Source organism: Haliea sp. (assembly GCF_041395985.1).
In the GTDB taxonomy this organism is placed as follows: Bacteria; Pseudomonadota; Gammaproteobacteria; order Pseudomonadales; family Halieaceae; genus Haliea.
On record NZ_JAWKZJ010000001.1, the window covers coordinates 126,886 to 140,592 of the forward strand.

Below are 13,707 nucleotides of genomic sequence, written 5' to 3' on the forward strand. Positions count from 1 at the left end.
ACCATTTCCTCTTTATATTTATTATCGCCAAGGTGTCACCACGCCAACCGTGGCCGGGCTGACAGCAAATACACTACCCCGGTAAAAAAATAATATCCATGCATTTTTGCACAGATTCCTGGGCGCAGAGCGCCTGCCTGTACCGAGTCCCGCGCCCCCGTTCCGCCGCCCCCGGACAGCGGCCGCCTGTCGACCGTGCCACAGCTGGCAAAGGGCGCCCGCTTTCTGCTTAAATGACCGCCCGATGGCCCGATGCGCCCTGCGCAATGGAGGACGACGTGAGCGATGACAAAAGCGATAAGAGCAAGGTCACCGACAAGGCGGGGGAGATTGCCCGCAACATCTGGCTCGCTGGGGTGGGTGCCTACGGGCGCGCCGTGGACGAAGCCCAGGACCGCATGGAGAAGGCCGGCGTGGAAACACCCAAGCTGTTCCGTGACCTGGTCAAGGCGGGCGCCGCGCTGGAGGACGAGGCGCGCAAGGGCCTGAACAGCGGTCGCAATGCACGCAATTCCGTTGAGGAACGCATTCATCGCGTGCGCGAGAGCTTTCAGATGCAACTGCCCGCCCGCGGTGAAGACCTGCTCGCACTGCACGAGAAAATCGATCGCCTGACCCGCAAGGTGGATGATCTCAGCGCCGCTCTGGCCGCCCAGGGCAAACCCGCGAGAAAGCCCGCCGCACGCAAGAAAACCGCCACGCGCCGCGCCGCCGTGAAGACCAAGCCCGCCACCGGCCGCAAGCCCGCCTGACACGGTAGCTGACGGCGGCGAGGTGAAGACACGCGACCGCATACTGGTGACCAGTCTGGCCCTGTTCAACGAGGAGGGCGAGGCGCATACGACCACCATTGATATCGCCAATGAGCTGGATATCAGCCCCGGCAACCTGTATTACCACTTCAAGGGCAAGGACGAGATCATCGCCGAGCTGTTCCAGCAATACGAGCTGGCCCTCAGTGGCACCCTCGCAGCCCCCCTTGAAGGGCCGCTGGGCACGGATCCGAGCCAGGTGGAGGACAACTGGTTCTACCTGTATGTGGTGCTGGAGGAGATGTGGCAGTACCGCTTTCTCTACCACAACCTGGACGATCTGCAGCAACGCTATCCGGCCATCCGCAAGGGCTTCCGCCGGCTGCTGCAACTGCAGCGCTCGGCACTGCTCGCCATCTGCCACAAACTGCTGGAACAGGCGGTTATCGATACCGATGATGACCAGCTGCTCAGCCTCGTGGACAACATGACATTGGTGCTGACCTTCTGGCTGAGCTACGACCAACTGCTACATGCACCACGCTCGCCGCATGTCGTGATCCATCAGGGTGTGCTGCAGCTGCTGACCATGGTGGCGCCGTATCTGGGTGACGCCCAGCTGACTTTTTACCGCGATTGCCAGGCCATCTTCGAAGGCATGATTACATCACCGGATAAACCCTGAGGCACAGCACTAAGCGCGGGTGGCGACCGGTTTCCGCAGCAGAATCACGTCCGCGCCCTCGAATACCGGCTGGCTGCCGCGGGTCTGCGCCCACCACTGCCAGGTGCTGCGGCTGAAGAAACACACATGGGTGGGGTCGTTCTTGTAATGCCAGCCGGCGAACGCCCCGGCATCCGTCACCAGCTTGGTCATGATACCCAGGACACCACCGGGAACCAGCAACTGCCAGAGCCGGTCCAGCTCGGTAGCGGGTGCCCGCAAGTGCTCCACCACCTCGGTGGCCGTGATGAAGTCGTACCCCGGGCGGAGGGCATCCTCTGCGGGGAAATAAAAGGGGTCGTACACGCTTATCCGGTGCCCCGCTTCACGCAGCATGGCGGCCAGTGCGGGACCGGGGCCGCAGCCGAAGTCCAGCCCGCGCGAACCCGGCGCCAGCTCGGCCAGTAGCGGCGTGGCAAGACGAGCCAGGAAGGCGCGGTACTGTGGGTCATCCACACGGTTCTGATGAAGGTCGTACTCGGCCTTCTCGTCGTCCGGCGACAGGTGGAATTCAGGAGGCACGAAGACCAGCAAACAGTGCTCACAGCGACAGTAGCGACGCCTGCGATCCTCATGAAAGGGGTCACTGACGGCGCCACAGAGAGGGCAGTGCAAGTGACGTTGCATCTGGTATGATCCCCGCTTCATGGCAAACCCGTTCCGGACAAGGAGAGTAACATGACCATCAAGGTTGGCGACAAAATCCCCTCAGCAACCCTCAAGACCATGGGCGAGAAAGGCCCGGTCGATATCAGCACCGATGAGCTGTTTGCCGGCAAGAAAGTGCTGCTGTTCGCCGTGCCCGGCGCATTCACGCCTGGCTGCACCCTGACCCACCTGCCCGGCTACGTGGTCAACGCCGACAAGATCAAGGCCAAGGGTGTGGACACCATCGCCTGCATGGCGGTGAACGATGCCTTCGTCATGGATGCCTGGGGCAAGTCACAGAACGCCGAGGAGTTGTTGATGCTGGGCGATGGCAACGGTGACTTCACCGCGGCACTGGGTCTGGAACTCGACGGCACCGGCTTCGGGCTGGGCAAGCGCAGCCAGCGCTTTGCCATGCTGGTAGACAACGGCAAGGTAACGCACCTGAATGTAGAACCGGGCCCGGGTGTTGATGTCAGCTCCGCCGAGAGCATGATGGCCCTGCTGTAACCACCGGCGCCTGTGGCGGAGACACGTCGCAGGCGCTAGCTCACCAGCACATAGCACAGGGTGCTTATAACCACTGCTCCAAGCAGGTTCAACAGCAGTCCCTCCCGCGCCATTTGAGCGGTCGTAATCAGGCCGCTGCCGTAGACAACGGAGTTGGGCGCCGTCGCCACTGGCAGCATGAAGGCACAGCTCGCGCTCATGGCCGCGGGCACCATGATCAACTCCGGCGGCAGATCCGCCGCCAGCGCGGCAGCTGCGAGCACCGGCATCAGCAGCGTGGTGCTCGCTGTATTGGATGTGGTTTCCGTCATGAAGGTTACCGCGAGGCAGATCAGCAGCAGCAACAACCAGACAGGCATGTCGGTCAGGCCGGCAAGCGCCTCTCCCATGATATCGCTGAGCCCCGAGGCAACAAAACCGCTGGCCAGGCAGATCCCACCGGAAAACAGCAGCAGCACCCCCCACGGAATCGTGCTGGCCCGTTCCCAATCCAGCAGTCGACCGCCGCTGCCATTCGGCACCACAAACATCACCACAACCGCCAACAATGCCACCGAAGCATCGTTGGCCTGGGGCAGCCCCAGCCAGGCCTGCCATCCGCCGAAGGGCTCACCCCGCGTAATCCAGGCCAGGGCTGTCAGGCCAAACACTGTCAGCACCCGCTTCTCTTCGCTGCGCCAGGCGCCCGTGCTCGGCACCTGCACCGCGATCGGGCCGGACAGGTTGCGGGTGAGGGTCAGGGCCATCAGCGGAATCATCAGCACCACCACGGGCACCGCCCAGCTCATCCACTGGCTGAAACTGATCGACTGCCCTGTCGTCTGTTCATAGACCTGCATGAAAATGAGGTTGGGGGGCGTTCCGATGGGTGTACCGATTCCGCCCACACTCGCGGCGTAGGCCACACCCAGCAGCAGGGGCACGGCCAGTTCACGGCGCCGGTCGGTGGCCTCCAGCACGGCCAGCGCAACGGGCAGCAGCATGAGGGTAGTGGCGGTGTTGGAGATCCACATGCTCAGGCTGGCCGCGGCGATCATGAAACCCAGCACCAGCCGTGGGCCGCTGTCCGCACCGACCAGCCGCACCATGCCCAGGGCAATTCGCCGGTGCGCGCCGGAATGCTCCATCGCCTTGGACAGCAGGAAACCACCCAGCAAGAGCAATATCAGGGGAGATCCGTAGGCCTGGCCCACTTCGGCGGGAGTCAACACACCCAGCAGGGGCAGCAGTGCAATGGGCAGCAGGGACGTGACCGGTATCGGAACCGGCTCGAATACCCACCACAGCACACACCAGAGCGCCACCATGGATACCACCGCAATGTCCTGACTGTAGCCGGCGCCCTGCAGCAGCAGTGCCAGGCCGACGGACAGCAGTGGCGCGGCCCACAGCAGAAAACGGCGGAAGCGGGTCATGGGCGCTGCAGCAGCGACAGGGGCACACGCAGGATACGGTCGCCCACGTAGGAACCGATATAAAGCGACTGGCCCCGCTGCAGCGCCACGGTGCCGGCGCCCATCGGCGGCCCCGAGCGCTGCAGCAGCGTGGCTGGCTCAAGCGTGACCGAATCCAGCGCAACAATGCTGAACGGCAGTTCGCTGGGTCGCTGGTGCCCCTGTGACAGACTGCGAAACACCTGCCACAGCGTGCCTTCGTGGGAGGCCACCAGAAGCCGTCCGTCTTCCGCCCAGCTGGCGTTGTCCGGCTTCGGCACGGGCACCTCCGCCAATAGTTCGCCCCCGGGCAATGCGCGGTGCTGCACAACGTTGCCGAGGTAGACATTGAGGTAAAACGTCTGCTCGTCGGGCGCCAGCAGAATACCATTGGGGTGTCGCGCACGGGTGGCGGGGAGCGGCGTAAAGCCGGCTTCGCGGGTCCAACGGTAGACAAACCCGGTATCCCGCCCCAGCGCCGCCAGCACCGCATTGACCAATTGCCAGCGCCGGTCTGCCATGTGCGTGACCAGCAGGCTGCCGTCGGACAGGCCGGCAACATCGTTGAAATTCGCCGCCGGTGGCCCCTCTGCGCAACCGCGCCAGTGGGCACGCGGGCGATCGCCGAGTGGATTCTGCAGTTCGAAAAACTCAACGGATTCGCGCTCTGCATGGTTCACCACCAGCAGCTGCCAGCGTCCGTCCAGGCGGCGACGGATGTCCAAACCATGCGCCTCGAGCCGCGGCAGAGGCCGCAGGCACTGTGGGTCGCCCCACAGCTCATCCGGCGGGGCGGACACCGGCTCCGGCAGCAGGGAATGCACCGAGTCGTCGCGGGTGTCCAGCAGGTACAGACCACCCGGCCCCGCCATCTGGCCAAAAATGAGATCGCGCCCATTGGGCGCCGGCACCAGGTCTTCCGGCGCGGTAAGGCCGCAGATGGACTGGATACCGTCAACCGGTTCACAGGGAGTGCCGGCCGCCAGGGGCAGGACGGAAAAGCCAAACAAAGCGAAAAGCCACCGCAGGCGGACTGTCAGGTGCATGATTATTTTTCCATGGTTGCTGTTCGCATCCTGCCCAGAGCCAGGCGCTGTGTAAAGGCCGACCGTACCCCGTGCACCATGACTAGAGTGAACCCGCCACAGACAGTACACTGGGCCCATGACCCCCAGCATCCCAGCTCATCTGGTCGACCCCTTCCAGCGCCGGATCAACTACCTGCGCTTGTCGGTTACCGACCGCTGCGATTTCCGCTGTGTGTACTGTATGGCCGAAGACATGCAGTTCGTGCCGCGGGCGCAGGTGCTGTCGCTGGAGGAGTTGTACCGCGTCGCGCAGGCGGCTGTGGGCCTCGGCATCAACAAGATACGACTGACCGGGGGCGAGCCGCTGGTGCGGCGCAATATCCTCTGGCTGGTTGAGCAACTGGGCGCACTGCCGGGCCTTGAGACCCTCGCGCTGACCACCAACGGCTCGCAACTGGCGCGCCTGGCGCAGCCGCTGCAACAGGCCGGTGTCAGCACCCTCAATATCAGCCTGGACAGCCTGCGCCCCGAGCGGTTTCGCGAACTGACCCGCACAGGTGACCTGCAGCAGGTTCTGGCGGGTATAGACGCCGCAACCGCCAGCGGCTTTCAGCGCATCAAGTTGAACGCCGTTATCCTCAACGGACGCAACGACGACGAGGCTCTGGACCTGGTGGAGTTTGCCCGCCAGCGCGGCATCGACATTGCGTTCATTGAAGAAATGCCTTTGGGGCGCATCGACGAACACAGCAGACGGTTGAGCTTCTGCAGCAGTGCAGAACTGCGCCAGCGCATAGAGCAGCGGTACACCTTGACGGCTCTGGGTGACCCTGCGGGCAACGCGGGGCCGGCCCGCTATTTCAGTATGCCGGACAGCGCAACACGGGTGGGCTTTATCTCGCCCCACAGCAACAACTTCTGCCACCTGTGCAACCGCGTGCGACTCACAGTTGAGGGCCGACTGCTGCTGTGCCTGGGCAATGAGCACTCCATGGACCTGCGCCCGCTGCTGCGCCGCCCGGGCAGCACCCGGCAGGAACTCGCCGAGGCGATTGTCGCCGCGCTGGCGCTGAAACCGGAAAAGCATCATTTTACCCACGACGACGAACCGGAGATTCTCCGCTTCATGAACACCACTGGCGGCTGACCGCCCTGACGAGGATACCGCGTGCACACCCAGGATTTTCCGCAACTGGCTTCCATCGAGGCCATAGAGCAGGGCTTCGAATCGTATGGCTACATCTGCAGCCCGAAGATCGCCACGGCGGTTTACCTTGCGTTTCAGTTGCGCAAGCCCATTCTGGTCGAGGGCCCGCCAGGCGTGGGCAAAACGGAACTGGCGAAAACCACGGCGCTGCTGCTGGACGTGCCCTTGATCCGCCTGCAGTGTTATGAGGGGCTCGATGAGGCCAAGGCGCTCTATGAGTGGAAATACGGGAAACAGCTGCTGTACACGCAGATTCTGAAAGAAAAGCTGGGGGATCTGCTCAAGGGCGCCCAGGGGCTGGCGGAGTCCGTGGACCGCCTGCACCAGTTCGGCGACACCTTCTATTCCGAGGAATTCCTCGAACCCAGGCCGCTGCTCAAGGCCATGCAGCAGGAACGGGGTGCCATACTGCTCATTGATGAGGTGGACAAATCCGACTACGAATTCGAGTCCCTGCTGCTGGAGATTCTCTCCGACTACCAGGTCTCCATCCCCGAGATCGGCACCGTTCAGGCACAGGTGTCGCCCATGGTGTTCCTCACCAGCAATAACACTCGGGATATCAGTGACGCACTGAAGCGACGCTGCCTGCACCTCTATATCCCCTTCCCCAGCGTCGAACTGGAGGAGCGCATTGTCCTCAGCCGCGTGCCGGATATCGATCAACAGCTGCGCCACCAACTGGTCGAGTTCGTGCATTCCCTGCGCGACCTTGACCTGAAGAAATCCCCCGCCATCTCGGAGACCATCGACTGGGCGCGCAGCCTGCTGCTGTTACACGCGCGGGAGCTGGACGCGCAGGTCATCCACAGCACACTGAACGTGTTGCTCAAATTCGAAGACGATATCAATACCGCAGAATCTGCACTGCGGGACCTGCTGCCGCGTCATGCCCATGGCTGACGTGGCCCCCTCCCAGGCCATGCAGCGCCACCTGGTCAACTTCATCAGCCTGTTGCGCAGTCACGACGTACGTGTGTCCCCGGCGGAAACGCTGGATGCCATGGACGTCGCAGCGACCCTGGGATATGCCCGACGCGAGCGGCTGCGCGACGGCCTCGCGGCGGCGCTGGCGAAAACGCCGGCAGAGGAGGCGGTTTTTCATCATTGCTTCGCGCGCTTCTTTGATCGCAGCCTCGCCGACTTCGCCCGCACGCGCGAAGAGCGCAGCGCCGAAGGGGACGCCGTGGGCACGGACGCCGTGAGCACGGACGCCGTAAGCACGGACGCCGTAAGCACGGATGCAGCCACAGAGAACCACCGGGCCAGCGTCGAGCAGTTGCTGGACGAGGCTTCCCGCGACGACGCAGCGCTGGCCGAGCTGCTGGCGACACCGCTGCTGCAACAGCTGCGCAACAACGACAGCACCGCGCTGAATCTGGCGCTGGCTGAGGCAGCGGCGAGTATCGACCTGAGCCAGATCCGCATGTTCACCCAGAAAGGCCAGTTCACCCGGCGCATGCTGGATGCCATGGGTGAGGAGCAACTGCGCCGTACCCTTGCCAGACTGGAGCAACAGGACAGCCCGGCGCTGGAGCCGCTGCGCCGCTACCGTGACATCCTGCGCGAACAGGTGCGCGACTACGTTGAGCAACACTACCTGCTGCAGGCGGAGGGCCAGAATGCCCGTTTCATGGACGACCTGCTGAGCCGGACACGGCTGAGCAATCTGGAGCAGCGCTACCTGCACCGGGTTCATGAGCTGGTGCGGCAGATGGCGCGCAAGCTCGCCGAACGCCACGCACGCAAGCGACGGGTCTACCGGCGCGGCAAGCTGGATATGGGGCGGACCTTGCGCAGGGGTATCGCCAACGACGGCATCCTGTTCCATACTCACTGGAAGCGGGTCCAGAAAACCAAGCCGCAGCTGTTGGCGATCTGCGACGTCAGCGGCTCGGTGGCGGCCTATGCGAAGTTCCTCCTGCTGTTTCTCTACAGCCTGCAGGATGTGCTGCCCAAGGTGCGCAGCTTCGCGTTCTCCAGCCACCTCGGCGAGGTGAGTGACCTGTTCGCGCAATACCCGGTGGACAAGGCGATTGAGCTGGTCAACTGGCGCTACGGGGGAGCGACGGACTACGGCAGGAGTCTGCAGGACTTTGCCCGGCTTGCGCTGGAGGATATCAATAGCAGCACGACCGTTATCGTGCTGGGTGATGCGCGCAATAATAATGGCGACCCACAGCTGGAGATCATGCGCAGTATTTACCAGCGCAGCCGCCGGGTGATCTGGTTGAATCCGGAATCGCGGCGGGCCTGGGGCACGGGTGACTCGGAGATGCTGCGCTATCTTAGCGCCTGTCACTTCGCTGCCGAGTGCAACAACCTGACACAGCTGGAACGCATTGTGGATCAACTGCTGAAACTGAATCGGTAGGGCGAACATGAGTTATCACTGCAGGCAGTGCAGTTACCGGGGGAACCGGCTGGATGAGCGCGGCTACTGCCCCGCCTGCGGCTCGCCGGACATTCACATCGGCGGCAAGGCCGCGGTCAAAGCGCCGCCCAAACCGCGGAAGCGGCAGCTGGCGCTGGTCATTGCCCTGTGGGTGATATTCGCGGGGTTGCTGGCCTCCAAGTTAGTGTCCTGAGCGGAAGCAGCCGGGCCCTAGAAGACCTGCGGGGGCTCATCCTCATCGCCAAGCCCTTCCACGCTCAGCTTGAAGCCTCCGGTCGGGTCGCGGAGCTGCCCTTCGCGGGCAAACTTGATTTTCAAACGCACGTTGTTCGGTGAATCGGCGTTGCGCAGCGCCTCCTCCTCCGATATGAGGCCTTCCTGGAACAGCTCCAGCAAAGCGCTGTCGAAGGTTTTCATACCCTGGTTTTCCGATTTCGCCATCACCTCCTTGATGCCGTCGATCTCGCCCTTGAGGATCAGATCGGCCACCATTGGGGTACCGAGCAGAATCTCGATTGCGGCACAACGCTTGCCATCCACGGTGGGTATCAGGCGCTGTGACACGAAGGCCTGCAGGTTCAGGGACAGGTCCATCAGCAGTTGCTGGCGTTTCGCCTCAGGGAAGAAGTTGATAATGCGGTCCAGCGCCTGGTTGGCGTTGTTGGCGTGCAGGGTGGATATACACAGGTGGCCGGTTTCGGCGAAGGCGATGGCGTGCTCCATTGTCTCGCGATCCCGAATCTCGCCAATGAGGATCACGTCCGGGGCCTGACGCAGGGTATTTTTCAGCGCGTTATGCCAGCTGCGCGTATCGACGCCTACCTCGCGCTGGTTGACGATGGATTTCTTGTGGTTGTGCACGTATTCCACCGGGTCTTCGATCGTCACGATGTGGCCGGCACTGTTGCTGTTGCGGTAGTCGATCAGGGCGGCCAGCGAGGTCGACTTGCCCGACCCTGTCGCCCCGACAAACAGCACCAGACCGCGTTTGCGCATGACCACCTCGGTCAGGCTCTCAGGCAACCGCAGGTCTTTCCAGTGCGGAATTTCCGCCACGATATTGCGCGCGACGATGCTCACCTCGTTGCGCTGCATGAAAATATTGATGCGAAAGCGACCAAAACCGGGCAGGGAAATTGCCAGGTTCATCTCCAGCTCCTGGGCAAAATCTGCCTGCTGCGTGGCGTCCATCAACTCCTCGGCAATCGCCCGAATCTCGCCGGGCTTCAGCGTTTCCCGCGCGATCGGACGCAGCTTGCCCTGGAACTTGGCGCAGGGCGGCGCGCCGGTACTCAGGTACAGATCCGAACCCTGCTCTTTCGCCAGTATCTTCAGCCATTCCGCAATACGCACGCTACACCACCCCCCGAACATCGCCGCGCGACCGGCAAACCAACCGCCTGTAGTAGTGCCCTCCGCTCAGGCACTGTGCCACTCTAGCATCCCCGACACCCACAACAAAAACACGCTGTGCGCCCCTCGCGCGCGGTAGTATGAGCGACTCAGAATCGGTCCTTGACCGTAAACAGGATCTGCGGGCTGCTGACCGTCTCATCGCGCATGAAGGGAAAGGCAATATCCACATGTACCACCGAGCTTTTCTCCGCCCGGCTGGAGTTCAGACGCAGGCCAAAACCGGCATTGGCGAGCACCCCACCATTGGCGCCGTTGTCTTCGCCCTCAAACCACGCCCGCCCTACATCCACAAATGCCGCGAGCCCCACCTGGAACAGGCGGAACGGATGCCAGTCGGAGTAGTAGCGCTGCTCCAGGTTCCAGACAAAGGCACGATCACCCACTTGATAGAACAGGTCGTAACCGCGCAGCCCGTTGTCACCCCCAAGGGTCAGCTGGCGCTCGCCGGTCAGCCCCTCTGCCACGTCAACCCGCAGCCGACTGAAGGCGACCCACTGCCGGGATTGTTTGTGGTGGTAGCGGCTCTCACTGCTCCAGAGGAGGTTCTCGAAACCGCTACCGTCCACTCCCAGAAAACCGCTGAGACTGGAGTCAAGCTGCCACAGGCGACGCTCGTCCACCAGCAGCGTGTTGCTGTAGCTACCGCGCAGCATAAGCTGGTCGCGACTCGCACCCAGGGCTTCAGCCGACCAGCCCAGCGCCCAGGCGAAGCGCTCCCCGACGTAGACATCCTCGGTGCGGCCCAGGTAGTTGAAGTTGTGTAGTTCGACAAAGCGGTCCTCGGTCGACTCGTAACCGATGTAAGGATAGCTGTATTCGCGATCCTCCGGCAGGACGGCAGGTGGCAGAGCGGAATCACTGAAGTCGAAGCTGTGGGTTTCCAGCGTGTAACCGAACAACCAGCGCCCCACACGTCCATGGGACCTGCTGTCCGGGGCGATACCGCCAAACACGTTGGCAAACTCGATTTCATGGTCAAACTCGGTTTGCTCGTCACCCCTGAACCAGAGGGTCTCCTCGAGCTTGGTGCGGTTCAGGTTGGCTCCCGCCGACCAGCGCTCGTAGACGGAGAAAAATGGCCGCACCAGGCTTACGCCCTGTTCGAAGCCGTCATCGTTGTCGGCGACTGACAGCCGCAGTCGCCAGCGGGACCCGCCGAGGGCCGGATCGAAATAGCGTACGGTGGTACCCGAACGCTCTTCATCACTGTCGCGCTGCACCACCACCTGCTTGCCGGTACCGAGGAAGTTGGCATCGCGAAAACCGAAGGCAAAGGTGTTTTCACCGCCGCGGCGGGACACTGACAGCATGGGGGTGAAAGTCCAGATATCCCGGGTGATCACCTCGAGGTCAACGATCTCACCGCACAGCCGCCAGGGCCGCACCCTGGCATCGTAGATAAAACCCAGGTTACGCAGGATGCGCTCGGACTCCGCAACACGCGCTGCGCTGTAGGCCTCCCCCGGCTCCACCAGCAGATGATCCTCAATCACCCACTCCCGTGTCACGCTGTGGAAGTCGTTGGCCCAGCGATAGAGCGCGTTGTCTTCCCGAGGATCCTCAACATCAAAGACGGCGAACCGCTGCTGGCGGATGCTGCCGATGCGGGCGCCCTCTGGGATGCCCTCGAGAAAGTCCTCCATGTGAGGCACAGGCTCAAAGCGAAACCGGGCGGAATCGCTCTGCGTGGGGGCCAGTACGCAGGCCGCTTGCTCCTCGTCGCCGAGCGCGCTCCCGACCTGCACGCACAGCAACCAGCTGCACCAGAACACGGGGCACAGCCTGCGCAGGCGGGTGGTAATGTCGCTGCGACGTTTCATGTACCCAAGATAGCCACAAACCGCGGGCTACGACAATCATCGACCGGGCTTTTCGCGACATCGCAGCACAATCTGTACTCGCCCCCCATTGGCGGCTACACTTTCACCGCCCTGGCGGCGGGACACACTCCCGGCGTGCCCCCAGCCATGACAAGGAGTGCCTCTTGACCCCTCATCTGCTCAGCCAATTACAAGCCCTCAAGGGGCCCGGCTATGACGCCCTGCTGCGACGCATCCAGCGTGGCCTTGAGAAAGAGAGCCTGCGCATCACCGGCGAGGGCCGGCTCGCCCAGACACCGCACCCCGCCAGCCTGGGTTCGGCACTCACTCACTCATCAATCACCACGGACTACTCCGAGGCGCTGATGGAGTTCATCACGCCGGTGGATACCAGCATTGAACAAACCCTGGATACGCTGGCGGACATCCACAGCTTCACCTACAGCAAGCTGGACGACGAGATGCTCTGGGCGACCAGCATGCCCTGTGTGGTGAACGGCGATGACAGCATTCCGGTGGCCGAGTACGGCAGTGCCAATGTCGCCCGCATGAAAAAAGTCTATCGCTACGGCCTCGGCCACCGCTACGGGCGGCTGATGCAAACCATTGCGGGCATCCACTACAACTTTTCGCTGCCTGCAGAGTACTGGCAGCGCGCCTGGGATGATGCCGGCAATCCGGGAACCCTGCAGGACTACGTGACTGACCGCTACCTGGGGCTGATCCGCAATTTCCATCGCCATTCCTGGTTGCTGATCTACCTGTTCGGAGCGTCACCCGCCGTGTGCGCCAGCTTTCTGCGCGGCCGCGACAGCCACGGCCTGGAGCCCTTCGACGCCACTGGCCGCACCCTGCATCGCCCCTGGGGCACCGCACTGCGCATGGGCGATCTCGGTTACAACAGCGAAGCGCAGAAAGGCCTCAACGTCTGCTACAACTCGCTGGACAATTACGTTCTGGCGCTGCGCGATGCCATCATGCACCCGCACCCACCCTACCAGGCATTCCCTGCGGGACAGCAGGGCGACTACCAGCAACTCAACGACAGCCTGCTGCAGATCGAGAACGAGTTCTACAGCACGATCCGCCCGAAGCGGGTGACCCAGCCCGGCGAAGCGCCGCTCGCGGCGCTGCGCCGGGCCGGCATCGAGTACGTCGAAGTACGCTGCATCGACGTCAGCCCGTTCGCGCCGCTGGGCATCGACGCCAGCCAGATCCGCTTTCTGGACACCTTCCTGCTCTACTGCCTGCTGGAAGACAGCCCCGCCTGCGACGACGCAGAGCGCACCCTGCAGGCGGACAACCTCAGCACCGTGGTCAATCGCGGACGTGAGCCCGGCCTGCGTCTGCGCACTGCGGCGGGCGATGAGACACTGCAGGCGTTGGCCGGCACACTGCTGGGAGACATGGAAGGCATCGCCGACCTGCTCGATGCCGCCCACGGCGGCGACAGCTACCGCGGGGCACTGAAGGCGCAACGGGCCAAGGTCGAGGACACCGCACTGACACCCTCCGCGCGCGTACTGCAGGAGATGCGGGACCGTGACCTGCCTTTCTTCCGCCTCGCCATGGCCTACAGCGAACAGTGGGCACGGCACTTCCGGGAGCGGGTGCTGTCAGAGAGCACACAGCAGCGTTTTGAGCAGGAAACACGCGAATCGCTGGCGGCGCAGAGGCGGCTGGAGGCCAGCGACGACCTGAGCTTCGAAGACTACCTGGCACGCTTTTTTGGCCAGTACCGAACACTGTTCTAAACGCCGGCACAGGCCGCAAA

General features: G+C 63.0%; 13 protein-coding genes. 8 read left to right on the forward strand and 5 right to left on the reverse strand.

Annotation, left to right across the window (positions count from 1 at the left end; translation table 11 throughout):
* The first annotated feature begins 278 nt into the window (after positions 1–278).
* Both R3E49_RS00585 and R3E49_RS00590 read left to right on the forward strand, forming a co-directional pair.
* Complete coding sequence (locus R3E49_RS00585) at positions 279–752, forward strand: phasin family protein (protein WP_371293275.1); 474 nt, start codon at positions 279–281, stop codon at positions 750–752.
* Between the two features lie 22 nt (positions 753–774).
* Positions 775–1,437, forward strand: coding sequence for a TetR/AcrR family transcriptional regulator (locus R3E49_RS00590; RefSeq protein WP_371293276.1), 663 nt, complete (start codon positions 775–777; stop codon positions 1,435–1,437).
* A 9-nt stretch (positions 1,438–1,446) separates the two neighbouring features.
* Here R3E49_RS00590 and R3E49_RS00595 read toward each other — a convergent pair whose 3' ends face one another.
* Positions 1,447–2,124 (reverse strand): class I SAM-dependent methyltransferase, encoded by a 678-nt coding sequence (locus R3E49_RS00595; protein ID WP_371293277.1) that lies wholly within the window; start codon positions 2,122–2,124, stop codon positions 1,447–1,449.
* Between the two features lie 30 nt (positions 2,125–2,154).
* Here R3E49_RS00595 and R3E49_RS00600 point away from each other — a divergent pair, with 30 nt between their 5' ends.
* Positions 2,155–2,634, forward strand: a complete 480-nt coding sequence (locus tag R3E49_RS00600; protein WP_371293278.1) for a peroxiredoxin — start codon at positions 2,155–2,157, stop codon at positions 2,632–2,634.
* Between the two features lie 35 nt (positions 2,635–2,669).
* On the opposite strand, the gene R3E49_RS00605 is transcribed toward R3E49_RS00600, so the two are convergent.
* A complete protein-coding gene (locus tag R3E49_RS00605; protein ID WP_371293279.1) occupies positions 2,670–4,049 on the reverse strand; it encodes a DASS family sodium-coupled anion symporter in 1,380 nt (459 codons plus the stop codon).
* On the reverse strand, positions 4,046–5,113 hold the full coding sequence (locus tag R3E49_RS00610; RefSeq protein ID WP_371293280.1) for an SMP-30/gluconolactonase/LRE family protein: 1,068 nt from the start codon (positions 5,111–5,113) through the stop codon (positions 4,046–4,048). Before R3E49_RS00610 ends, R3E49_RS00605 begins: the two co-directional genes overlap by 4 nt.
* Before the next feature lie 118 nt (positions 5,114–5,231).
* On the opposite strand from R3E49_RS00610, the gene moaA reads away from it, so the two are divergent.
* From moaA to R3E49_RS00630, 4 genes are read left to right on the forward strand one after another with little or no spacing between them, the layout of a single operon-like run.
* Entirely contained in the window at positions 5,232–6,242 is a 1,011-nt protein-coding gene (gene moaA / locus R3E49_RS00615; RefSeq protein WP_371293281.1) for a GTP 3',8-cyclase MoaA, read from the forward strand.
* A gap of 21 nt (positions 6,243–6,263) precedes the next feature.
* Entirely contained in the window at positions 6,264–7,205 is a 942-nt protein-coding gene (locus R3E49_RS00620; protein WP_371293282.1) for an AAA family ATPase, read from the forward strand.
* Complete coding sequence (locus R3E49_RS00625; protein ID WP_371293283.1) at positions 7,192–8,676, forward strand: VWA domain-containing protein; 1,485 nt, start codon at positions 7,192–7,194, stop codon at positions 8,674–8,676. Before R3E49_RS00620 ends, R3E49_RS00625 begins: the two co-directional genes overlap by 14 nt.
* A gap of 7 nt (positions 8,677–8,683) precedes the next feature.
* Positions 8,684–8,890: a hypothetical protein gene (locus R3E49_RS00630; RefSeq protein WP_371293284.1), complete on the forward strand. Its 207-nt coding sequence runs from the start codon at positions 8,684–8,686 to the stop codon at positions 8,888–8,890.
* A gap of 17 nt (positions 8,891–8,907) precedes the next feature.
* On the opposite strand, the gene R3E49_RS00635 is transcribed toward R3E49_RS00630, so the two are convergent.
* Both R3E49_RS00635 and R3E49_RS00640 read right to left on the reverse strand, forming a co-directional pair.
* The gene (locus R3E49_RS00635; RefSeq protein ID WP_371293285.1) at positions 8,908–10,071 is read right to left on the reverse strand and encodes a PilT/PilU family type 4a pilus ATPase; all 1,164 of its coding nucleotides are present in this window, start codon (positions 10,069–10,071) and stop codon (positions 8,908–8,910) included.
* 128 nt (positions 10,072–10,199) lie between these two features.
* A complete protein-coding gene (locus R3E49_RS00640) occupies positions 10,200–11,933 on the reverse strand; it encodes a ShlB/FhaC/HecB family hemolysin secretion/activation protein (RefSeq protein WP_371293286.1) in 1,734 nt (577 codons plus the stop codon).
* A gap of 164 nt (positions 11,934–12,097) precedes the next feature.
* Here R3E49_RS00640 and gshA point away from each other — a divergent pair, with 164 nt between their 5' ends.
* Positions 12,098–13,687, forward strand: a complete 1,590-nt coding sequence (gshA, locus tag R3E49_RS00645; RefSeq protein ID WP_371293287.1) for a glutamate--cysteine ligase — start codon at positions 12,098–12,100, stop codon at positions 13,685–13,687.
* The last annotated feature ends 20 nt before the right edge of the window (positions 13,688–13,707 follow it).